Below are 20,129 nucleotides of genomic sequence, written 5' to 3' on the forward strand. Positions count from 1 at the left end.
GGCGGGCGGCCGTGGAGCACAGCGCTCCACGGCCGCCCGCCGCATGTGTCCGCCCGCCGCATGTGTCCGCCCGCCGCGTGTGTCCGTCCGCCCGGACCGGGTGCTAGGCCCAGGCGGCGACGGAGTACCCGACGCCGTAAGGGGCGTCGTCGTACAGCAGTTGTCCACCCGGTTCCGTGCCCTCGGCGGCGCCTGCCAGTACCTGCCAGGGGGCGCGGCCCGCGGCCTTCAGCTCGTACGCGAGAGTGGCGTCCAGCGTCTTCAGCGCGGCCGTGTCCGCCGCGCCCAGCGCCCGCGCGGTGTCCGCGTCGAACCCGGTGGCGCGGTCGTCGAGGTAGCCGGGGGCCTTCAGTGTGCGGCAGGCACTGCCGTCACCCATCACCAGGAGCGCGACCCGTTCGGCGCGGGCGGCGAGCTGCCGGCCGGCGGCCAGACAACGGTCGGTCGCGAGTGTTTCGGTCACGCCCAGCGCCTCCACCGGCGCCGCCGTCCACTCGGCACGGGCGAGCAGCCACGCGGCCACGGACAACGACGGCGGAAGCTCCTGTCCGGGCTCGGTGTCCGAGGCCCCCAGCCGTACTCCCAGGTCCACTCCGAAGCCTCTGAAGGAGCCGGTGGCCCCCTGCGGATAGGGCCCCTGACCGGGGTCGTCGGTGGGGCCAACGGCGATCAGCAGGTCGGGCCGGGCCGCGGCGAGCCTCCCGACCGCGTCGAGGCAGGCGGCCCGCGCGCCGTCGAGCTCGGGCGCCGCACCGGCGGCCACCTCGGGCACGAGCAGCGGTGGGCAGGGACAGACAGCGGCGGCTACGAGCATGCCCCGCAGCCTAGCGACCCGCGGCAACCCGCCCACAGGGGCTGTACCGGGCGCGTGCCCGGCCGGATGGCACCCCGGGAGACGGCGGAGTCACGGTGCGCACACCGGACGACGCGAGGCCGCGCGGCTCACGACGCGAGGACCGCCGCCCGCCCGCGACCGGGCCTCAGTCGCAGCCACAGCCCCCGGTCGCGGCCGGCTGCGGTGCCGGTGCGCCGATGCCGGGCAGCCCGAGCATCACACCCGCGGGCTTCGCCGACGCGGCGGCGGTCCGCTTCTCCCAGGCGTCCCCGGAGCGGGTGCGCCGCACCGTCGTGGTCGGCCCTTCGGCCAGCAGATGGTGCGGGGCCGCGTACGTGATCTCCACCGTCACCACGTCACCGGGCCGCACCTCGGCGTCCGGCTTGGTGAAGTGCACCAGTCGGCTGTCGGGCGCCCGTCCGGACAGCCGGTGCGTCGCGCCGTCCTTGCGCCCTTCGCCCTCGGCGACCATGACGTCCAGCGTGCGGCCGACCTGCTTCTTGTTCTCCGCCCAGGAGATCTCCTCCTGGAGGGCCGACAGCCGCATGTAGCGCTCCTGCACGACCTCCTTGGGGACCTGGCCGTCCATGGTGGCGGCCGGGGTGCCCGGACGCTTGGAGTACTGGAAGGTGAAGGCCTGCGCGAAGCGCGCCTCGCGGACCGCGTGCAGGGTCTGCTGGAAGTCCTCCTCGGTCTCGCCGGGGAAGCCCACGATGATGTCGGTGGAGATCGCGGCGTGCGGAATCGAGGCACGCACCTTGTCGATGATCCCGAGGAAGCGCTCCTGCCGGTAGGAACGGCGCATCGCCTTCAGGACCGTGTCCGAACCGGACTGCATCGGCATGTGGAGCTGCGGCATCACGTTCGGCGTCTCGGCCATGGCCGCGATCACGTCGTCCGTGAAGTCACGCGGGTGCGGCGAGGTGAAGCGGACCCGTTCGAGGCCCTCGATCTTCCCGCAGGCGCGCAGCAGCTTGGAGAACGCCTCGCGGTCACCGATGTCCGAGCCGTAGGCGTTGACGTTCTGTCCGAGCAGCGTCACCTCGGAGACGCCCTCGTCGACCAGTGCCTCGATCTCGGCGAGGATGTCGCCGGGCCTGCGGTCCTTCTCCTTGCCGCGCAGGGCGGGGACGATGCAGAAGGTGCAGGTGTTGTTGCACCCGACGGAGATCGACACCCACGCGGCGTACGCGCTCTCGCGACGGGTGGGCAGCGTGGACGGGAAGGCCTCCAGGGATTCGGCGATCTCGACCTGGGCCTCGCCCTGGATCCGGGCCCGCTCCAGCAGTACCGGCAGCTTGCCGATGTTGTGCGTACCGAAGACGACGTCGACCCAGGGTGCCCGCCGGACGATGGTGTCCCGGTCCTTCTGGGCCAGGCAGCCACCGACCGCGATCTGCATGCCGGGCCGCTGGGTCTTCATCGGGGCGAGCCGGCCGAGGTTGCCGTACAGCTTGTTGTCTGCGTTCTCCCGCACCGCGCACGTGTTGAAGACGACGACATCGGCGTCCCCGTCCGCGTCCTTCGGCGCGCGGACGTACCCGGCGTCCTCCAGAAGTCCTGACAGCCGTTCGCTGTCGTGGACATTCATCTGGCAGCCGTAGGTGCGGATCTCGTAACTTCGGTTCAGGGCGTCCTGCGCGGTCATGTCACCAGGGTAGGCGGTACCGGGGAAAGCTCCTGCCCCGGCCGTGAACGCGGCAGGCGCGGCCACGGCAGGGCCGCGACACGGCGGCCCGGTGGAACAGCGCGGCTACGGGCGTTCGTGCGGGGTCCGGCTGTCGTCGGTCGCGCGGCTGTCGTCGACGTCGTACGTCAGCCGCTCGGAGACATCCACCACGCCGTCGACACCGCGGCAGAGGCGGACCGCCGTCGGGATCACGCTCCGGCGGTCGACGACGCCGCTGAGCGTGACATGGCCGTCGGCGACATCGACCGTGATCGCCGACGGGGACAGTCCCAGGGTCCGGGTCAGCACGCCTTCGAGTACTTCCTCCTGTATCGCGCGGTCGCGACGGAGGAAGACGTGCAGCAGATCGCTGCGGCTGATCACCCCGACCAGCCGCCCGCCACCGTCGACCACCGGCAGCCGCTTGACCCTCCGGGCCTGCATCAGCCAGCCCGCCTCGACGATCGTCCAGTCCGGGTGCGCGACCACCGCCGGGCTGGTCATCAGCCCCTCGGCCGTGGTCGCCTCGGTCTTCTGGTGGTGATCGTCCTCCTGCCGGAACGCGGGCAGCAGTGCGGTCAGCCCCAGCTGTTTGCGGAGCAGATCGGCCTCCGACACGACTCCGACCGGACGGTCCTCGTCGTCCACGACCGGGACGGCCGAGATGTGGTGCTCCGCGAGCAGTCGGGCGATCTCCTTGAGGAATGTCCCACGCTGCACCCGCACGACATCCGTCGACATCATCTGTCCGACACTTCGACCCGACGTCACTCTGTCCTCCGCGGCACATTCCGGCAGCAATCGTCTGCTGTCCGGTTACTCCATAGTGACAGCCGCAATCCGGACCTGATAATTCCGACGGCATACGCACCGACCGGCCCCGGGTCCGAAGCCGCCGCGCCTCATCCCTGTTCCTCGGTGGGCGTGAACTGGCAGGATCGCGCGCATGTTCAAGGCACTCTCCCGCATCAGCCGCCGCCGCGCCCTCCAGGGAGCAGCTGCCGTGCTGGTGGTCTCCGGACTGCTGATGTGGTGGCTGCTGCCCATCGGGCCGTCGTCCCCGCGGGGTTCCGTGACCTTCAGCACCGGGGTGCGGACCGGCGTCTACCAGCTCTACGGACAACTGCTCAAGCCCACGCTGGCGCACGATCTGCCCGGTGTCCGTATCGAACTGCAGCCGAGCGAGGGCTCGCAGCAGAACCTCGCCCGCGTGGCGACCGGGAAGGCGGACTTCACCATCGCCACTGCCGACGCGATCGCAAAGTACGTCGAGGACGGCAAGCCGGGTGCCGATCGACTGCGGGGCTGCGCGCGGCTCTACGACGACTACGCGCAACTCGTCGTGGACGACGGTTCCACCGTGCAGCGCACGCGCGACCTGCGCCACAAGCGGGTGGCCGTGGGGCAGCCCGGATCGGGCGTACGGCTGATAGCGGAGCGCACGCTACGGGCCGCCGGACTCGATCCGCAGAAGGACATCACACCGGTGCCCGCCGGCATCGACACCAGTCCCGGCCTGCTGGAATCCGGCAAGATCGACGCCTTCTTCTGGTCGGGCGGCCTGCCGACCGACGCGGTGCGCGACCTTGCCGCACGCCACCCGATCCGACTGGTTCCGCTCGACGACCTGGTGACGAAGCTGCACGCGGCCGGTGGCACCACGCGTTACTACCGCTCGGCCGTCATGCCCGCCGACGCCTACCGCCAGGCCCGCAACGGCGGTCCGGTTTCCACCATCGCGGTCGCGAACGTACTGGTCACCACGGACCGGGAGGACGCCAAGCTCACCGAGGGCTTCACCCGCAGCGTGATCCTCAGCCGCGACCGCATCGGACGCCAGGTGCACGCGGCCCAACTGGTTGACGTCCGGACCGCGATCTACACGGACCCGCTGAAACTGCACGAGGGTGCGCGCCGCTACTACCGGTCCGTCAAGCCTTGATCACCGGCCCGACTCCGCACCGGGCCGCGACCGGGAACGGCCTCAGGGGTGCGGGGACATCCGCGGGACCGTCACGGTCACCCGCAGTCCGTGCGGCTCGTTCTGTTCGTACGAGATCGTGCCCCCGCCCGCGGTGAGCAACGCCCGTGAGATGGACAGGCCCAGGCCCGAGCCCTTGACGTTCTGGTGCCGGTTGCTGCGCCAGAACCGGTCGCCGATCCGGGCGAGTTCGTCCGGGCCGAGTCCGGGTCCACCGTCCGCGACGGTGATCCGGGAGGAGGAGCCGTGAGAGGCGACCGTGACCTTCACTTCCTCCCCCTCGGGCGTGAACTTGAGCGCGTTGTCGATCACGGCGTCGAGGGCGCTGGAGAGCGCGACGGGATCGGCCCACGCGGTCACGGCGGGGGCGCCCTGTTCGGCGATCCGGACACCCTTGCTCTCGGCGACCGGACGCCAGGAGGCGACCCGCTCGGCTGCCAGCCCGGCGATGTCGGTGACCCGCAGCTCGGCAGCGGTGTGCTCGGCGAGGGCGAGGTCGAGCAGGTCGTCGAGCACCTGACCGAGGCGCTTGCCCTCCGTACGCACGGAGGCGATCTCCTCGTTGCCCTCGGGAAGTTCGAAGGCGAGCAGCTCGATCCGCAGCAGCAGCGCGGCAAGGGGGTTGCGCAGCTGGTGGGAGGCGTCGGCGACGAAGGCGCGCTGTTGCTCCAGCACATCCTCGACGTTGTCCGCCATCTCGTTGAACGAGCGTGCCAGACGGCGGAGTTCCGGCGGGCCGCCACCGGGTGCCACTCTCGATTTCATCAGCCCGGTCGCGATGCCGTGCGTGGCGGCGTCCAGGGTCCGCACCGGGAGCAGCACCCACCCGGTGAGCCGGATCGCGGCCCCCACCGCGAGCAGCATCGCGGCTGCCTCACCGGCCGCGATCACGAGCCAGCCGCGCACGATACGTGAACGCATCTGGCCGGTCGGCGAGTCGGTGACCACCACGGCGATCACATCGCCGTTCCGCACGACGGGCGAAGCGACCAGGAGCCGTCCGCGCTCCCAGGGCCAGACCTGGCCGGGGTCGCGGCTGCGCCGCCCGGCGAGCGCCTCCTCGAAGGCGGTTCGGCCGTCGCCGACGGACGGTACCGACCAGGACTGCGGGGCCGACGCCATGGCCAGGCGGTCGCGGTAGAAGACGCCTGCCTGGATCCCGTACACCGCCCGGTACCGGTCGAGTTCCTCCTGGAGCGTGTCGTGCCGCTCCTGCTCGCTGGCCGGTATCTCGGTGACGAACTGGGCTTCCTCCGCTATGCGTGCGGTGTCGTCGATCCGGTCGACGACCACTTTCTGCTGCTCGGCGGCGGCCACGCTCACCGCGAGCGGGAATCCGAGCGCGAGCAGCACACCGGCCATGAGGACGATGAGCAGCGGAAGCAGCCGGGCGCGCACGGTCCGTTACGCGCCTCAGGCCGAGGCCGGGACGACGAGGCGGTAGCCGACGCCGCGCACGGTCTCGATCAGCGCGGGCAGATGCAGTTTGGAACGCAGGGAGGCGACGTGCACCTCAAGGGTGCGGCCGGTCCCTTCCCAACTGGTCTGCCACACCTCGCTGATGATCTGTTCCCGGCGGAAGACCACACCGGGCCGCTGGGCGAGCAGCGCGAGCAGATCGAACTCCTTGCGGGTCAGCTGGATCTCGCTGCCCTCGACGCTGACCCGGCGGTTGGGCAGCTGGATCTCGACGGGTCCGACGCGCAGGGCTGCCGCCGGAATCGGTCCGGTGTCCTCACCTGCGGTCTTGCGCCTGCTGACGGCGTGGATACGGGCGAGCAGTTCTCCCGTGTCGTACGGCTTGACGACGTAGTCGTCGGCGCCGAGGTTCAGCCCGTGGATCCGGGAGCGCACGTCGGCGCGGGCCGTCACCATGATCACCGGGGTCGCGGTGCGCTTGCGGATCTTGCCGCAGACCTCGTACCCGTCCAGGTCGGGCAACCCGAGGTCGAGCAGGATGACACCGAAGGGCTCCTGCTCCGCGGGCAGCAGGGCCCGTAGCGCCTCTTCGCCGTTACGGGCGTGCACGACCTTGAAGCCGTGCCTGGCCAGTACGGCGGACAGGGCGGCGGCCACGTGGTTGTCGTCCTCGACGAGCAGCAGTCTCATGAGCCCCCTACCGGTTTGCGGTCCGCTGGCGTACCTACCCATCTTCCACAGGTACTCAGGCATCCACGCCGATGGCCGCCGCACCAGTCAAGACCCTTTCCCCCGCCGAGGGGGTTCCGTTACGCACCCGGTATTCCGATCGTGAACTCGTTCACGTGGAGTGGCCGGTCCGTGCCCACGTGCAACCAGATCGTGATGCTCAATTTCCGCTCAGATGTAATGACGCTGGTAGTGACGTCTCATTACTGTCCTTCCAACCACGACCGCCCTTGCGGTCGAGGAGGACGGAGCGAACAGCCGATGAGCGGAGTGCCAGTGACCAAGTCCGCCGAAGACTCTGTACCGGTGTCGGACGACCTGGTCGTACTGAGCAACGTCAATAAGCACTTCGGCGCGCTGCATGTGCTCCAGGACATCGACCTGACCATCGCCGGTGGCGAGGTCGTGGTCGTCATCGGACCCTCGGGGTCCGGCAAGTCCACACTGTGCCGCACCATCAACCGCCTGGAGACAGTGGACTCCGGCACGATCACCATTGACGGGAAGCCGCTGCCCCAGGAGGGCCGCGAGCTGGCCAGGCTCCGCGCCGACGTCGGCATGGTCTTCCAGTCGTTCAACCTCTTCGCACACAAGACGGTTCTGCAGAACGTGATGCTGGGCCAGGTCAAGGTGCGCAAGACCGACAAGAAAGCCGCCGAGGACAAGGCGCGTGCGCTGCTCGACCGGGTGGGTGTCGGCACACAGGCCGACAAGTACCCCTCGCAGCTCTCCGGCGGCCAGCAGCAACGCGTCGCGATCGCACGGGCGTTGGCGATGGACCCCAAGGTCATGCTCTTCGACGAGCCCACTTCGGCGCTCGACCCCGAGATGATCAACGAGGTCCTGGAGGTCATGCAGCAGCTGGCGCGTGACGGCATGACGATGGTGGTCGTCACGCACGAGATGGGCTTCGCGCGCTCCGCTGCCAACCGGGTCGTCTTCATGGCCGACGGAAAGATCGTCGAAGAGGCCGTCCCGGACCAGTTCTTCAGCAACCCCCGCAGTGACCGCGCCAAGGACTTCCTGTCGAAGATCCTGCACCACTGACGCTCCAGAGCCTGACGAAAAAAGGGATGTTCACCATGAAGTTCCGCAAGTCCGCTGCCTTCGCGACGATCGCCGTCCTCGCCCTCACCGGAACCGCCTGCGGCGGGAAGTCGGGCTCCGCCGGCGACCAGGCCGCCAACCCGGCCGGTGGCAAGGACGCTCCCAAGCTCCCGGCCTACACGGTCGCGAAGAACGTCACTCTGGACTCTCCGACGCTCAAGGCGGCCCAGAAGCGCGGCAAGCTGGTCATCGGCGCCAAGGCCGACCAGCCGTACCTCGGCTTCGAGGACCAGTCGACGAAGGAGCGCTCCGGCTTCGACGTCGAGCTCGCCAGGATGGTCGCTGCCGACCTCGGCTTCAGCAAGGACCAGATCGAGTGGAAGACGGTGGACTCCGGCATCCGCGAGACCGCGATCTCCAAGGGTCAGGTCGACTACTTCGTCGGTACGTACACCATCAACGACGAGCGCAAGAAGCTCGTCGGGTTCGCGGGCCCGTACTACAAGGCCGGCGCGGACCTGCTCGTCCGCAAGGACGAGACGGGTATCACCGGACCCACCGCGCTGAAGGGCAAGAAGGTCTGCTCGATCAAGGGCTCGACGCCTCTTGAGGAGATCAAGAAGCCCAAGTACGGAGCCAAGACCACCGAGCTCGCCAAGTACTCCGACTGCGTCCAGGAACTGCTGACCAAGCAGGTCGACGCGGTCACCACCGACGACGCGATCCTCAAGGGGTACGCGGCGCAGAACCCGAAGAAGCTCAAGGTGATCGGCCAGCCGTTCACCCAGGAGCCCTACGGCGTCGGCCTGAGCAAGGGCGACAAGGCCCTCCGTGACTTCATCGACACGTCGATCGAGAACCACGTCAAGGACGGCACGTACAAGAAGATCTACGAGGCGACGCTCGGCCTGTCCGGCTCCGCCTACGTCGCACCGCCGGCCGTCGAGCGCTACTGATCAGCGTCCGACCCGCCGCCTCCCTTCGCGCTGAAGCGCCCCGTACCCGGGTACGGGGCGCCGCGCCCCTTGTCTTCCAGCCGCTGCCCGCCGACGCGGAGACCTCATGAACGTACTGCTCGACAACTTTCCGGCGTTCCGCGACGGCTTCATAGGAACCGTGTCGATCACCGCCGTCAGTTCGGTTATCGCCCTGGTGCTCGGCATCGTCATCGCCGGGTTCCGGGTATCGCCTGTGCCCCCGCTGCGGTTCTTCGGAACGGCCTGGGTCACACTTCTGCGCAACACCCCGTTGACTCTGCTGTTCCTCGTCGCCACCTTCGTGGTCCCCGAGATCCTCTTCCCGGGCATGAGCCCCTTCGTGCTCGCCTCGCTCGCGCTCGGTTTCTACACCTCGTCCTTCGTCTGCGAAGCCGTCAGGTCCGGCATCGGTACGGTCCCGCTCGGTCAGGCCGAGGCAGCCCGTTCGCTCGGGATGAGCTTCTTCCAGACCTTGCAGATGATCGTTCTGCCGCAGGCGACCCGAACCGTCATCGCACCGCTGAGCAGCATCATCATCGCGCTCACCAAGAACTCGGCGATCGCCGGTGCCTTCAGCGTCACCGAACTCTTCGGCTGGCAGAAGACCTTGAGTGACCGGGGCTACGGCATCGCGCCCATCTTCCTCTGGGTCGCCCTCGGCTACCTGGTCATCACCTTCGCCATCAGCGGTGTCTTCCGCCTGGTAGAGCGCCGTATGGAGGTCGCACGATGAGTGCCAGCGTGCTGTACGACGCGCCGGGCCCCAAGGCCGTCGTCCGCAACCGTATCTACGCCGTCATCGGCAGCGTGGCCATCCTCGCGCTGCTCGTCGTCAGCATCATGCGGCTCGCCGACAAGGGCGACCTCGCCGGCGGCATGTGGGACATCTTCAACTACGCGGGCATCCGGCAGAACATCGCCGACGCCCTGGTGGCAACGCTGAAGGCCTTCGGTCTGGCCGCGGTCGGATCGATCGTGCTGGGTCTGGTCCTGGTCGTCGGCCGGCTCTCCGACCACCGCCCGATCCGCTGGCTGGCCACCGCGTTCATCGAGCTGTTCCGCTCCATCCCGCTGCTGATCACCATCTACGCGATCTGGGTCGGCTTCCTCACCGACTACTCGATGTGGGCGCTGGCGCTGGGGCTGTCGATCTACAACGGCTGTGTCCAGGCCGAGGTCCTCAGGGCGGGCATCAACTCCGTACCGAAGGGGCAGCGCGAGGCCGCCTACGCGCTGGGTCTGAACAAGACGCAGGTCATGGTGAGCGTGCTGCTGCCGCAGGCGATCCGTGCGATGCTGCCGACGATCATCAGCCAGCTGGTGGTCACGCTCAAGGACACGTCGCTCGGCTACATCATCCTGTACCCCGAACTCCTCGCGACCGCACGGCTGATCGCGGCCAACACCCCGGTCGACGGCCAGTATCCGTACGTCTCGACGATCGTCGTGATCGGTGTCATCTACATCGCGATGTGTCTGCTGCTCTCGGCGCTCGCCACCTGGATCGAGAAGCGTGGACGCCGGGCCAGGACGAGCATCACGGTGGCCCCGGCCGCCCAGCCGGTCACGCCGTCGGAGATCACGGCTCCTCCTGCGGCCGACTAGGCCTGTAGGCACCTCGGCCGGTGGTCAGCCGGTCGTCGTACGAAATGTGGCGCTCGGTCAGCCGACGGACCGAGCGCCACGTTCTCGTGCCCGGGACCACCCGTTGGGCCGGACCGACCCCGTTCAGCAGGGCATACGGCCCCACCTGCCCTCCTCGTCACTTGACGCAAGCACGCGCAGTGGGTTGCATACGTTCTGTGATCGTGCACCGGGCTCAACCTGCCATCATTCACTTCTCCGTACGGGCGCGAGGAGCCGCATCGTGGACCCGGTGATCGTCGTCGGCGCGGGTCCCGTCGGGCTCGCGCTGGCCCTGGCACTCGCCGCGCAGGACGTCCCGTCCGTCGTACTCGACGAGGGTGCGGGCGAAGGCGAACCGCGCCCGGCCCGCACCGTCGTGCTGCGGCCCGACACCGTCGCGTTCATCGAGCGGGTCGGGGGTGCCGTCGCTCCCGACGAGGCTGCCCGTTGGGCCGCCTGGCGGTCCATCAGGCGCAATCAGCAGACGCAACATGTCGACTTCGACGAGTTCGGGGCGGGCGAGCCCTCGCCGCTGCACCTTCCGCAGCACGCCCTCACCCGTGGGCTGCGGGCCGCGGTCGCCGAGCAGAAGCTCGTGAAGCTGGTTCACCGCAGCCGGGTCGACACGGTCGAACAGGACCGCAGCGGCATCACCGTGCACACCGACGACCCGCAGGCCACGTGGTGGCGGGGCAGCTATCTGGTCGGGTGCGACGGCGCCCGGTCCACCGTCCGCAAGCTGCTCGACATCCGTTTCCCCGGCCGCACGGCGGTGGAGCGGCACGCGGTCGCCGCACTGCGCGCCGAACTGCCGTGGCCCGGCGAGGCACTTCTGCACCGGATGCCGCCGTGGCGCACCGGCGGCGAGGAAGTGACGGCCCGTCCGCTGCCGGACGATGTCTGGCGGATCGACTGGCTGCTGCCCCCACGCGCCGAACTGGTCACCCCCGAGGCACTGGTGGCCCGCGTACGGGCCGCCCTGGCGGGCTGGTGCGGTGAGACACCTCCGTACGAGCTGATCGACACCGGTGTGTACACGCTGCACCACCGGCTGGCCCGGTCCTGGCGGGTGGGCAGGGCGTTCCTCGCGGGGGACGCCGCGCATCTGCTCGGGGCGCTCGGCACCCAGGAGCTCGACGAGGGGCTGCGGGACGCCGACAACCTCGCCTGGAAACTTGCGCTGGCCTGGCATCACGGCGCTTCGGAGCTGCTGCTCGACAGCTACCAGGCCGAGCGCCGCACCCAGGTGGCCGCACGGCTGCGCGCCGCCGACCAGTCGCTGCCGATACTGCGTGGTGGCGGTGGGCTGCGAGCGTATCTGCCCGGTAGCGCCCGAGGTCACGACGCGCTTCTCGCGGACGGCCATCTGGGAAGTGGCGCGCTGGGCGCACCCCCGGTGTACGACCGCTCCCCCCTCGCACCCGCGCCCACCCCCTCCCGAACGGCCGTCGGCACCGAGGCCGGTGGGCCCGTCGCCGATGTACGGGTGACCGCGCCGGACGGCAACACCGTACGGCTGCGTGAGCGCCTCGGACACGGCCTGTTGGTGGTGCTGGTCGCCCCCGGTACGGGGGTGTGGGACCGTCGGCACTGGCTGACCGCAGGCGTGATGCCGCGCCTGGCCGCCGCGGTGACCGCGCTGCCGGTGAAGGGTGAACTCCTGGTGGCCGAGACGTACCCGGGGGCGTCGGCACACACCGTGCTGCTGGTACGTCCCGACGGCCATCTGGTGGCCGCCTTCAACGGGGTACGCCCCGCTGAACTCTACGCAGCCGCCGACGCGGTGCGCGGGGGCGGCGCCACAGCGGTACGGGAGGAGAGCACCGCAGACGTCAATTGACCGTCACTGGCGCACATGGTGTACTGCGGAGCGTGACCGACACCGATGTGCGCCTGTGGCGGAGGGTCCATATGGACCTCGTCCGCTATGCGGGCTGCATGTGTCGCCCGTCCTGCTGATTCGCCTCTCTCCCTCGTGCCCGCACCGCGCTGCAGCGCTGCCGCACGCCCTCGCGAACCATTCCGGACGGTCACCATGTCTCCCTCCGCGCCTCTTCCTGTCCCCACGCCCGCACGCCCCTCGGCACCCACTGCGGCACCCACTGCGGCACCCACTGCGGCCGAACTGCTCGACTTCGTACGCCGGACCGCCGCCGACTCCGGTCTCATCGCCTCGCTCCCCCTCGATCCGGAGGGCCGCAGCTGGATCCGGCTGGACGGACCCGGTGGGAGCGAGGCCTGGCTGATCGGCTGGCCGCCCGGTACCGGCACCGGCTGGCACGACCACGGCGGCTCGCAGGGTGCTTTTGCCACAGCTGCCGGCACGCTCACGGAGGACTCGCTGGCCGTACGACTGCCCACCGAAGGCTGGAAGACCCTGGAGCTGGCCGAAGGGGTCGACCGCACCCGGCAGTTGACGCCCGGCGACGGCCGGGCCTTCGGGGCACACCATGTGCACCAGGTGCTCAACGAGTCCACGGCCGAGCACGCGGTCTCGGCGCACGCCTACTATCCGCCGCTGCCGCTGATGCGTCGGTACAGCCGCAACGGTCCGCTGCTCCGTCTTGAGCAGGTGGAGCTGCCCGGGGAGTGGGAATGAGCGGGCCGGTCTCCATCGACGAGCTGCTGGAGAAGGTCCGGGCCGGTCTCGACCGGCTCGGACCGCAGGAGGCGCTGGACGCCGCGCGGGACGGGGCCCTGCTGGTGGACATCCGGTACGCGGAACTGCGCGAGCGGGACGGGCTGATCCCCGGGGCCCTGGTCGTCGAGCGCAACGAGCTGGAATGGCGACTCGATCCGCAGGGCAGCCATCGGGCGGCGGAAGCCACCGGCCACGATCTGCGGGCCGTGGTGATCTGCAACGAGGGATACGCGTCGTCCCTCGCCGCGGCATCCCTGCGACAGCTGGGACTGCACCGGGCGACGGATCTGATCGGCGGGTTCCAGGCCTGGCGCGCCGCAGGACTCCCGGTCGACAACTGACCTCCCCGTGCACCGGCCGGTTACGTCGGCAGGTCGGCTACGGCTACGTCGGTCGGCCGGTTACGTCGGCAGGTCGGCTACGGCTACGTCGGTCGGCCGGTTACGTCGGCAGGTCTGCTGCGTCGGTAGGTCGGGCCGGTCAGTGGTGTCGATCGGTCAGGCCCACCGGTCTTGGGACTCCCCCTTGTCCAGACCCCTTGTCCAGAACTCCCCTGTTCAGAACTTCCCTGCTCAGAACTCCCCGTGTTCCAGGTCCTCCACGTCCTCGCCCTCCTCCTCCAGCGCCCGCCGGACCACCCGCAGGGCCATTCCTTCCGGGTATCCCTTGCGGGCGAGCATGCCCGCGAGCCGACGCATCCGTTTGTCGCGGTCGAGGCCACGCGTCGAGCGGAGTCTGCGTCCGACCAGCTCGCGGGCCGTCTCCTCTTCCCGCTCGGAGTCGAGCTGTCCGACGGCCTCGTCGATGAGTGCCGAGTCCACCCCTTTGGTACGGAGCTCCCGCGCGAGCGCCCGTCGGGCCAGCCCTCGTCCATGGTGCCGCGACTCCACCCAGGCGTCGGCGAAAGCCGCGTCATTGATGAGTCCGACCTCCTCGAAGCGGGACAGCACCTCGTCGGAGACCTCGTCAGGGATGTCCCGCTTGTGCAGCGCATCGGCCAGCTGCTTACGGGTACGCGCGGTCCCGGTGAGCAGGCGCAGGCAGATCGCCCGCGCCTGCTCAGCCGGATCCTGGGGCTTCGACGCCTGCGGCTCCCGCTGCTGCCGCTGCCCCGTCGGTGGCCCTTGCGCGTCCCTGACCTCGGAGTCCGTGGCCCCCGGCCATTCGGTTCTCCGGACCATGAGCTAGCTCTTGGCCGCGGCGGTCTTGGCCGTCTTGGCCTTGCCGCCGGCCGGAGCCGGAACCGTCTTCCCGGTCTCGTCGCCCGCCGGGGCACCCGCGGCGTCCGCAGGAGCCGACTCGGCCGCCGCGTCCTCCGGCCTGACACCGACGCCCAGCTTCTCCAGGATCTTCTTCTCGATCTCATTGGCGAGATCGGGGTTGTCCTTCAGGAAGTTACGGGCGTTCTCCTTGCCCTGGCCGAGCTGATCGCCCTCGTACGTGTACCAGGCGCCCGCCTTGCGGACGAAGCCGTTCTCCACGCCCATGTCGATCAGGCCGCCCTCGCGGCTGATGCCCTGGCCGTAGAGGATGTCGAACTCGGCCTGCTTGAAGGGCGGCGCGACCTTGTTCTTGACGACCTTCACACGGGTGCGGTTACCGACCGCGTCGGTGCCGTCCTTCAGCGTCTCGATCCGACGGATGTCGAGACGCACCGAGGCGTAGAACTTCAGCGCCCGGCCACCGGTCGTGGTCTCCGGGGAGCCGAACATCACACCGATCTTCTCGCGGAGCTGGTTGATGAAGATCGCGGTGGTCTTGGACTGGTTCAGCGCACTGGTGATCTTACGGAGCGCCTGGCTCATCAGCCGGGCCTGCAGACCCACGTGCGAGTCGCCCATCTCACCCTCGATCTCCGCACGGGGCACCAGGGCCGCGACGGAGTCGATGACGATCAGGTCCAGCGCACCGGAGCGGATCAGCATGTCCACGATCTCCAGCGCCTGCTCGCCGTTGTCCGGCTGGGACAGGATGAGGTTGTCGATGTCGACGCCGAGCTTCTTCGCGTACTCGGGGTCGAGGGCGTGTTCGGCGTCGATGAAGGCCACCTGACCGCCGAGCCGCTGCGCATTGGCCACCGCGTGCAGCGTCAGGGTCGTCTTGCCGGAGGACTCCGGGCCGTACACCTCGACCACACGGCCGCGCGGCAGTCCGCCGACGCCGAGAGCGACATCGAGGGCGGTCGATCCGGTGGGGATGACCTCGATGGGTTCGTTCGGCCGCTCGCCGAGGCGCATCACCGCGCCCTTGCCGAATTGCCGTTCAATCTGTGCGAGAGCGGCGTCCAACGCCTTCTCGCGGTCGTTACCTGCCATGGGTTCCACCCGATTTGCTTGTGTCGATCGCTTCACGTCACAGACGCTAACCCCTGCCACTGACAATGGGCCCCGACGCCCGTCCGGCCTGTGGACAACTCATCCGAGCACCCGGGCCGAAATCCCATGAGAATGGATGTTCGATTTCGGTGTCAAGCGCACCACACGGCCGCTCAGACGCTGTCGTCGCCGCTGTTCCCCGGGGGTGGCACCCGTCCCGCGAAGACCGAATCACGCACCCGCGCGGGCATCGGGACAGCGTCCCTGAGCCGACGCCTGCCGTGGACGCGCGGGTCGTCCGTCACGTCGTACCGCCGCACATAGGCACCCAGGAACGCCTGGAGCGTCGCCACCGCCGGAATCGCGATCAGTGCTCCGACCGCGCCCAGCAGCGCGGTCCCCGCGATGACCGAGCCGAAGGCCACGGCCGGATGGATGTCGACGGCCTTCGCCGTGAGCTTCGGCTGGAGCAGATAATTCTCGAACTGCTGGTAGACCACCACGAAGACCAGCACCCACAGCGCGTACCAGGGGTTGACCGTAAAGGCGAGCAGCATGGGCAGAGCGCCCGCCAGATACGTGCCGATGGTCGGGATGAACTGGGAGATCAGTCCGACCCACAGCGCCAGCGCGGGGGCGTACGGCACGCCCAGCGCGACCAGCAGGACGTAGTGGGCGACCCCGGAGACCAGGGCCATCACGCCGCGCGAGTAGAGGTAGCCGCCGGTCTTGTCGACGGCGATCTCCCAGGCCCGCAACACCTCGGCCTGCTTCGACGGCGGCAGCACGGAGCACAGCGCGCGCCGCAGCCGCGGTCCGTCGGCCGCGAGGTAGAAGGCGAACAGGAAGATCGTCAGCAGCCGGAAGAGGCCGCCCAGCACGGTGGTCGAGACATCGAGCACACCGCTCGCACTGTTCTGGACGTACTTCTGCAGCCAGTCCGAGTGGAGCAGGCTGTCCTGGACCTGGACCCGTGACAGTTCGGTGTGGAAGCTGTGGTTGATCCAGTTGATCACCGAGTCGAGGTACTTGGGGAACTCCTCGACCATGTCCACGATCTGTCCGGCCAGCATCGAGCCGAGCAGGAAGATGAACCCGGCCGAGGCGAGCGCCACTCCGAAGAAGACCAGAAAGGTGGCGAGGCCGCGCCGCATACCGCGCGCCGCCATCCGCCCCACGGCCGGTTCGACCGCGAGCGCCAGGAAGAACGCGATGAGGATATTGGTGAGCAGCCCGATGAGCTGGTAGAAGGCCCAGCTGCCCAGTTGGAAGCAGGCGACGAGCGCGAGCGCGAGCACCATCGCCTTGGGCAGCCAGCGGGGCATCTGCGCCGCACGCGCCGGACCCGCCGCCGTCGTGCGGCCTGCGGACGGCGAAGTCCCGGGCGGAGTCGCTTCCCCGGTCGTCCGGTCCTCGGCGGTCTCGTCCGCGGTCATCTGGTCCTCGGCAGTCTCATCGGTCGGTGCCACGGGCCCAGTCTCGCCTACCCGCGCGGCACCCGGCCGCCCGCCCTCCTGGTCGGCGGCCCTCAGCGTTTGTCCTCGGGAATCCCGACCGCCGTGCAGACACCCCGCCAGACGTCCTTCGTCTCCCAGCCCGCGGCCAGTGCCTCGTGCACCGTACGTCCGCCGAGCTCTGCCATCACATGGTCCCGGGCGAACGAATCGGCGTACCCCTCGCCGAAGTGTTCCGCCATCCGTTCCCAGAAAATCGTCAACCGCATGAGTTCAGTATCCAGCCCCTGGGAGTGCAGCCCTGCCCGTCGCCCTTGTCCTGGGCGCTTCGCGCTCTACCGTCGGAACATGGCTGGAACCGGAGCATCTTCTCTCGCACGCGCCGAGCACTTCATCTGGCTGACGGCCCGGGTGCTCGAACAGCGGCGGTTCGCGTACCACTTCCTCGACGGGCGGGCCGACGCCGTCGACGCCGCTCTCGCCGCCTATCTCAACGAGGACGGCGGCTTCGGCCACGCCCTCGAACCCGATCTCCGCGGCCCGGTCAGCCAGCCGCTGCACACCGCGCACGCGCTGCACGTGCTCGACTCCGTGGGGCGCTGCGGGGGTATGCGCGTGGAGCGGGTCTGCCGTTATCTGACCGAGGTGTCCACCAGGGACGGTGCGCTGCCCGCGGTCCACCCTTCCCAGCGCGGTTATCCGTGCGCGCCCTTCATCCCGGTCGTCGACGACCCGCCGAGCGAGCTCCTCGCGACCGGCCCCGTGGTGGGGCTGCTGCACCGCAACGAGGTGTGGCACGCCTGGCTCTTCCGGGCGACCGACTTCTGCTGGACGGCGGTCGACGCCCTGGAGAGTTCCCATCCATACGAGATCCAGGCCGCGGTCGCCTTCCTGGACGGTGTCCCCGACCGGTCACGGGCCGAGGCCGCCGCCGACCGGCTGGGCAGGCAGGTACGGGAGCAGCGGCTGGCCGTGCTGGACCCGCAGGACCGTGCGTCGTACCCGGTAGCCCCGGGGTACGCACCCGGCGAGCAGCACTTCCCGCACGACTACGCGCGCGTGCCGGGCTCGCTCGCGCGTGGCTGGTTCACGGACGACGAGATGAGCCGCTCCCTGGACCACCTCGCGGACGAACAAGGGCAGGACGGCGGCTGGCCGGTCAACTGGCGCTCCTGGGCGCCGGGGACGCAGTTCGAAGCGCGGCCGATGGTGACGATCCAGGCGCTGCTGACGCTACGGGCCCACGGACGCGCCGTCGTCTGACGCATCACGCGGCGGGAGGGTGCCCGCCGGTCACGGGCGATCAGCCGCTTCGCCGCTGCGGCTCAGCCGAGGGCCCGGACACCTCCGGCCACCACCACGGCCGCCGTGACGACCACCAGGAAAGGGGCTCGCAGCACCAGAGCGAGCGCCGCTGCCGCGACCCCGGCCGCCCGCGCGTCGAGAACGATCTGCTGCCCGTCACCGAAAGTCTGCTGAGCGGTGAGCGCGGCCAGCAACGCGACCGGCAGCAGCGCCGACAGCTTCTTGACGAGCGGACGTTCAAGGGCCCCCGCAGGGACCATCAGTCCGAGCAGCTTGACGAGGTAGCAGCCGACGGCTGTCGCCCCGATGGCGATCCAGACGTTCACCGGTCCTCCTTCTCGGCCGTACGGTTCTCGGCCGTACGGTTCTCGGTCACAGCGCGTTCCGTCGCAGGGTTCTCCGTCGCACGGCTCTGTGCCGCAGGGCTCCCTGCCACAGGGCCCTCTGCCACGGGGTTCTCTGCCACGGGGTTCTCTGCCACGGGGTCGCCGACCGTGGAGTTCCTGGCGGCGCCACGGCCTGCGCGCCCCTTGAGGAACAGCACGAGCGGCGCCGAGAGCGCCGCGACCAGCACGGGCACCCCGCCGGGCAGCAGCGGCAGCAGTCCCAGCCCCAGGACGACGGCGAGCCCGGCGACCGCGCGCTCCGTCGTGGTCCGCAGCATCGGCGCGAGCAGCGCCAGGAAGACCGCGGGCCCCGCGGCGTCGAGCCCCCACGCGTCGGTGTCGCCGAGCGCCTCCGCGCCCAGCGCGCCGAGCAGCGTGGTGATGTTCCACAGCACGTAAAGCGTCAGGCCCGTGGCGGTGAACCCGATGCGGGCGGCCCGCCGGGTGGGCTGGATAAGGGTGACAGCCGTCGTCTCGTCGATCACCCAGTGAGCGGCGAAGGGACGTACGGCTCGCGGCAGGTCGAGCAGCTGGGACAGCCGCAGTCCGTAGAACGTGTTGCGGACGCCGAGGAAGAAGGCGCCGGCCGCGGCGGTGAACGGGCTGCCGCCCGCCGCCAGCGCGCCGACCAGTGCGAACTGCGAGGCCCCGGTGAACACCAGCAGGCTGAGTACACAGGTCTGCAGCATGCTGAGCCCGGAGCCCGCCGAGGTCACGCCGAAGGCGAAGCCGGAGAGTCCGACGGCGACGCCGACGCCGAGCGCGTCCCTGATGACGGCCGAGTCCGGTTTGGGTTCCGGAGCTGCGCCGGTTTCGGTGAGTGCTGTCTGTTCTGTTGCCACATCGGTGACGCTACGAGAGCCATGCCTGACCGGTCTTGTACGTTCTTGCACGACCTCGCTGGTACGAACCCGGCGGGACCCCCACGATCCGGGTGAAGTGCCGGTTCAGATGCGGCTGGTCGGTGAAGCCGACGGCGACAGCCACCTCCGCGGGTGGCGTACCCGCCTCCAGCAGGTGCCGGGCGCGCCGTACCCGCGCGTCGGTGAGCCAGGTGTGCGGTGGCATGCCGTACGCGTCCCTGAAGGCGCGCAGCAGGGCGAACGGACTGGTGCCGAGGTCGCCGGCGAGCCGCTCCAGGGACGGCGGGCGCACCATCCGCTCCTCCAGCACGGCACGCGCGCGGGCCGCGTCGACCGCTCCGGCCGTGAGCGGCGGACGCTCCGGGAGGCGGCCTCCGTGCGTACGCAGCAGTCGCGCCACGGCGAGCCTCAGCAGGCTGTCGGCGGCCAGCGCGTTGCCCTGTTCGGCGGCCCGGTGCACCCCGACGACGAGCCGTGCGGCATCCGGGACGTCCACGACCGGCGAGGTGAAGCCGACCGGGCCGCTCAGTGTGCTGATGTCCGCCGCGACCTCGGCGACGAGCCCGGCCGCCGGGTAGAGCGTGCGATACGTCCACCCTTCGGGCACCCCCGCATAGCCGGTGTGCGGGGTGTCGGGATTCACCAGTGCGAGCTGACCGGCGCCCGCCCTGACGAGCTCGTTCCCGTGGTGGAACGCCTCGACGCCGTGGGTGATCGCGGCGATGACGAACGTCTCGTGCGTGTGCCGGGCGAAGCTCTTCCGGATGTAGCGGGCATGCAGCAGATCGACACCGGGCAGCTCGTCGAGCTGCCAGTGCCGTGCCCGCTCCTCGGCGCCCGGACCCATGCATCCATTGTTTCCGCTGGTCCGGGCAGTTGTCA

Annotated in this window: 22 protein-coding genes; 10 read left to right on the top strand and 12 right to left on the bottom strand. The window is 69.8% G+C overall.

Annotated elements, in window-relative coordinates; all coding sequences use genetic code 11:
- Positions 1-103: 103 nt before the first annotated feature.
- From NBY69_RS29000 to NBY69_RS29010, 3 genes are all read right to left on the bottom strand, one after another.
- Positions 104-814, bottom strand: coding sequence for a class III extradiol dioxygenase subunit B-like domain-containing protein (locus tag NBY69_RS29000; protein WP_250304854.1), 711 nt, complete (start codon positions 812-814; stop codon positions 104-106).
- A 166-nt stretch (positions 815-980) separates the two neighbouring features.
- On the bottom strand, positions 981-2,483 hold the full coding sequence (gene miaB, locus NBY69_RS29005; RefSeq protein WP_250304855.1) for a tRNA (N6-isopentenyl adenosine(37)-C2)-methylthiotransferase MiaB: 1,503 nt from the start codon (positions 2,481-2,483) through the stop codon (positions 981-983).
- 105 nt (positions 2,484-2,588) lie between these two features.
- Entirely contained in the window at positions 2,589-3,248 is a 660-nt protein-coding gene (locus NBY69_RS29010; RefSeq protein ID WP_250304856.1) for a CBS domain-containing protein, read from the bottom strand.
- Between the two features lie 202 nt (positions 3,249-3,450).
- On the opposite strand from NBY69_RS29010, the gene NBY69_RS29015 reads away from it, so the two are divergent.
- Positions 3,451-4,446 carry a TAXI family TRAP transporter solute-binding subunit gene (locus NBY69_RS29015; protein WP_250304857.1) on the top strand — a complete coding sequence of 332 codons (996 nt, stop codon included), beginning with the start codon at positions 3,451-3,453 and terminating at the stop codon, positions 4,444-4,446.
- A 42-nt stretch (positions 4,447-4,488) separates the two neighbouring features.
- Here NBY69_RS29015 and NBY69_RS29020 read toward each other — a convergent pair whose 3' ends face one another.
- Positions 4,489-5,883, bottom strand: coding sequence for a HAMP domain-containing sensor histidine kinase (locus NBY69_RS29020; RefSeq protein WP_250304858.1), 1,395 nt, complete (start codon positions 5,881-5,883; stop codon positions 4,489-4,491).
- 15 nt (positions 5,884-5,898) lie between these two features.
- Positions 5,899-6,594 (bottom strand): response regulator transcription factor, encoded by a 696-nt coding sequence (locus NBY69_RS29025; RefSeq protein WP_250304859.1) that lies wholly within the window; start codon positions 6,592-6,594, stop codon positions 5,899-5,901.
- Between the two features lie 300 nt (positions 6,595-6,894).
- Between NBY69_RS29025 and NBY69_RS29030 the strand changes: the two genes are divergently transcribed.
- The 8 genes from NBY69_RS29030 (at position 6,895) to NBY69_RS29060 (ending at position 13,265) form a co-directional block, all read left to right on the top strand.
- Complete coding sequence (locus tag NBY69_RS29030) at positions 6,895-7,680, top strand: amino acid ABC transporter ATP-binding protein (protein ID WP_250304860.1); 786 nt, start codon at positions 6,895-6,897, stop codon at positions 7,678-7,680.
- Positions 7,681-7,715: 35 nt separating this feature from the next.
- Positions 7,716-8,636, top strand: a complete 921-nt coding sequence (locus tag NBY69_RS29035) for a glutamate ABC transporter substrate-binding protein (protein WP_250304861.1) — start codon at positions 7,716-7,718, stop codon at positions 8,634-8,636.
- Between the two features lie 106 nt (positions 8,637-8,742).
- Positions 8,743-9,390, top strand: coding sequence for an amino acid ABC transporter permease (locus NBY69_RS29040; protein WP_250304862.1), 648 nt, complete (start codon positions 8,743-8,745; stop codon positions 9,388-9,390).
- Positions 9,387-10,262 (top strand): amino acid ABC transporter permease, encoded by an 876-nt coding sequence (locus NBY69_RS29045; RefSeq protein WP_250304863.1) that lies wholly within the window; start codon positions 9,387-9,389, stop codon positions 10,260-10,262. The genes NBY69_RS29040 and NBY69_RS29045 overlap by 4 nt, the downstream gene beginning before the upstream one ends.
- 262 nt (positions 10,263-10,524) lie before the next feature.
- Complete coding sequence (locus NBY69_RS29050; protein WP_250304864.1) at positions 10,525-12,123, top strand: FAD-dependent monooxygenase; 1,599 nt, start codon at positions 10,525-10,527, stop codon at positions 12,121-12,123.
- Between the two features lie 47 nt (positions 12,124-12,170).
- Positions 12,171-12,242 carry a putative leader peptide gene (locus NBY69_RS37700; protein WP_317852217.1) on the top strand — a complete coding sequence of 24 codons (72 nt, stop codon included), beginning with the start codon at positions 12,171-12,173 and terminating at the stop codon, positions 12,240-12,242.
- Between the two features lie 76 nt (positions 12,243-12,318).
- Positions 12,319-12,882 carry a cysteine dioxygenase gene (locus NBY69_RS29055; RefSeq protein ID WP_250304865.1) on the top strand — a complete coding sequence of 188 codons (564 nt, stop codon included), beginning with the start codon at positions 12,319-12,321 and terminating at the stop codon, positions 12,880-12,882.
- Complete coding sequence (locus NBY69_RS29060; RefSeq protein ID WP_250304866.1) at positions 12,879-13,265, top strand: rhodanese-like domain-containing protein; 387 nt, start codon at positions 12,879-12,881, stop codon at positions 13,263-13,265. Before NBY69_RS29055 ends, NBY69_RS29060 begins: the two co-directional genes overlap by 4 nt.
- 231 nt (positions 13,266-13,496) lie before the next feature.
- Here NBY69_RS29060 and recX read toward each other — a convergent pair whose 3' ends face one another.
- From recX to NBY69_RS29080, 4 genes are all read right to left on the bottom strand, one after another.
- A complete protein-coding gene (gene recX, locus NBY69_RS29065) occupies positions 13,497-14,105 on the bottom strand; it encodes a recombination regulator RecX (protein WP_250304867.1) in 609 nt (202 codons plus the stop codon).
- A gap of 3 nt (positions 14,106-14,108) precedes the next feature.
- On the bottom strand, positions 14,109-15,239 hold the full coding sequence (recA, locus tag NBY69_RS29070; protein ID WP_250304868.1) for a recombinase RecA: 1,131 nt from the start codon (positions 15,237-15,239) through the stop codon (positions 14,109-14,111).
- Positions 15,240-15,412: 173 nt separating this feature from the next.
- On the bottom strand, positions 15,413-16,564 hold the full coding sequence (locus tag NBY69_RS29075; RefSeq protein ID WP_284349590.1) for an AI-2E family transporter: 1,152 nt from the start codon (positions 16,562-16,564) through the stop codon (positions 15,413-15,415).
- Between the two features lie 203 nt (positions 16,565-16,767).
- Entirely contained in the window at positions 16,768-16,962 is a 195-nt protein-coding gene (locus tag NBY69_RS29080; RefSeq protein WP_250304869.1) for a DUF3046 domain-containing protein, read from the bottom strand.
- Between the two features lie 79 nt (positions 16,963-17,041).
- Between NBY69_RS29080 and NBY69_RS29085 the strand changes: the two genes are divergently transcribed.
- Positions 17,042-17,956, top strand: coding sequence for a hypothetical protein (locus NBY69_RS29085; RefSeq protein ID WP_250304870.1), 915 nt, complete (start codon positions 17,042-17,044; stop codon positions 17,954-17,956).
- 62 nt (positions 17,957-18,018) lie between these two features.
- Here NBY69_RS29085 and NBY69_RS29090 read toward each other — a convergent pair whose 3' ends face one another.
- The 3 genes from NBY69_RS29090 to NBY69_RS29100 are packed head-to-tail and all read right to left on the bottom strand — an operon-like array spanning position 18,019 to position 20,094.
- Positions 18,019-18,324 (bottom strand): AzlD domain-containing protein, encoded by a 306-nt coding sequence (locus tag NBY69_RS29090; protein ID WP_250304871.1) that lies wholly within the window; start codon positions 18,322-18,324, stop codon positions 18,019-18,021.
- On the bottom strand, positions 18,321-19,226 hold the full coding sequence (locus NBY69_RS29095; protein WP_250304872.1) for an AzlC family ABC transporter permease: 906 nt from the start codon (positions 19,224-19,226) through the stop codon (positions 18,321-18,323). Before NBY69_RS29095 ends, NBY69_RS29090 begins: the two co-directional genes overlap by 4 nt.
- A 10-nt stretch (positions 19,227-19,236) precedes the next feature.
- Positions 19,237-20,094 carry an AraC family transcriptional regulator gene (locus NBY69_RS29100; RefSeq protein ID WP_250304873.1) on the bottom strand — a complete coding sequence of 286 codons (858 nt, stop codon included), beginning with the start codon at positions 20,092-20,094 and terminating at the stop codon, positions 19,237-19,239.
- Positions 20,095-20,129 lie beyond the last annotated feature (35 nt).

Source organism: Streptomyces sp. A 4/2 (assembly GCF_940670765.1).
Taxonomy (GTDB): Bacteria; Actinomycetota; Actinomycetes; order Streptomycetales; family Streptomycetaceae; genus Streptomyces.

Bases quoted from the DNA above. Each gene is read 5' to 3' on its own strand.
- NBY69_RS29075 (WP_284349590.1), bottom strand. From the start codon at position 16,564: ATGCCCCGCTGGCTGCCCAAGGCGATGGTGCTCGCGCTCGCGCTCGTC.
- NBY69_RS29060 (WP_250304866.1), top strand. From the start codon at position 12,879: ATGAGCGGGCCGGTCTCCATCGACGAGCTGCTGGAGAAGGTCCGGGCC.
- miaB (WP_250304855.1), bottom strand. From the start codon at position 2,483: ATGACCGCGCAGGACGCCCTGAACCGAAGTTACGAGATCCGCACCTAC.
- NBY69_RS29010 (WP_250304856.1), bottom strand. From the start codon at position 3,248: ATGATGTCGACGGATGTCGTGCGGGTGCAGCGTGGGACATTCCTCAAG.
- NBY69_RS29085 (WP_250304870.1), top strand. From the start codon at position 17,042: ATGGCTGGAACCGGAGCATCTTCTCTCGCACGCGCCGAGCACTTCATC.
- NBY69_RS29000 (WP_250304854.1), bottom strand. From the start codon at position 814: ATGCTCGTAGCCGCCGCTGTCTGTCCCTGCCCACCGCTGCTCGTGCCC.
- NBY69_RS29025 (WP_250304859.1), bottom strand. From the start codon at position 6,594: ATGAGACTGCTGCTCGTCGAGGACGACAACCACGTGGCCGCCGCCCTG.
- NBY69_RS29035 (WP_250304861.1), top strand. From the start codon at position 7,716: ATGAAGTTCCGCAAGTCCGCTGCCTTCGCGACGATCGCCGTCCTCGCC.
- NBY69_RS29055 (WP_250304865.1), top strand. From the start codon at position 12,319: ATGTCTCCCTCCGCGCCTCTTCCTGTCCCCACGCCCGCACGCCCCTCG.
- NBY69_RS29045 (WP_250304863.1), top strand. From the start codon at position 9,387: ATGAGTGCCAGCGTGCTGTACGACGCGCCGGGCCCCAAGGCCGTCGTC.
- NBY69_RS29100 (WP_250304873.1), bottom strand. From the start codon at position 20,094: ATGGGTCCGGGCGCCGAGGAGCGGGCACGGCACTGGCAGCTCGACGAG.
- NBY69_RS29030 (WP_250304860.1), top strand. From the start codon at position 6,895: ATGAGCGGAGTGCCAGTGACCAAGTCCGCCGAAGACTCTGTACCGGTG.
- NBY69_RS29080 (WP_250304869.1), bottom strand. From the start codon at position 16,962: ATGCGGTTGACGATTTTCTGGGAACGGATGGCGGAACACTTCGGCGAG.
- NBY69_RS29040 (WP_250304862.1), top strand. From the start codon at position 8,743: ATGAACGTACTGCTCGACAACTTTCCGGCGTTCCGCGACGGCTTCATA.
- recX (WP_250304867.1), bottom strand. From the start codon at position 14,105: ATGGTCCGGAGAACCGAATGGCCGGGGGCCACGGACTCCGAGGTCAGG.
- NBY69_RS29015 (WP_250304857.1), top strand. From the start codon at position 3,451: ATGTTCAAGGCACTCTCCCGCATCAGCCGCCGCCGCGCCCTCCAGGGA.
- recA (WP_250304868.1), bottom strand. From the start codon at position 15,239: ATGGCAGGTAACGACCGCGAGAAGGCGTTGGACGCCGCTCTCGCACAG.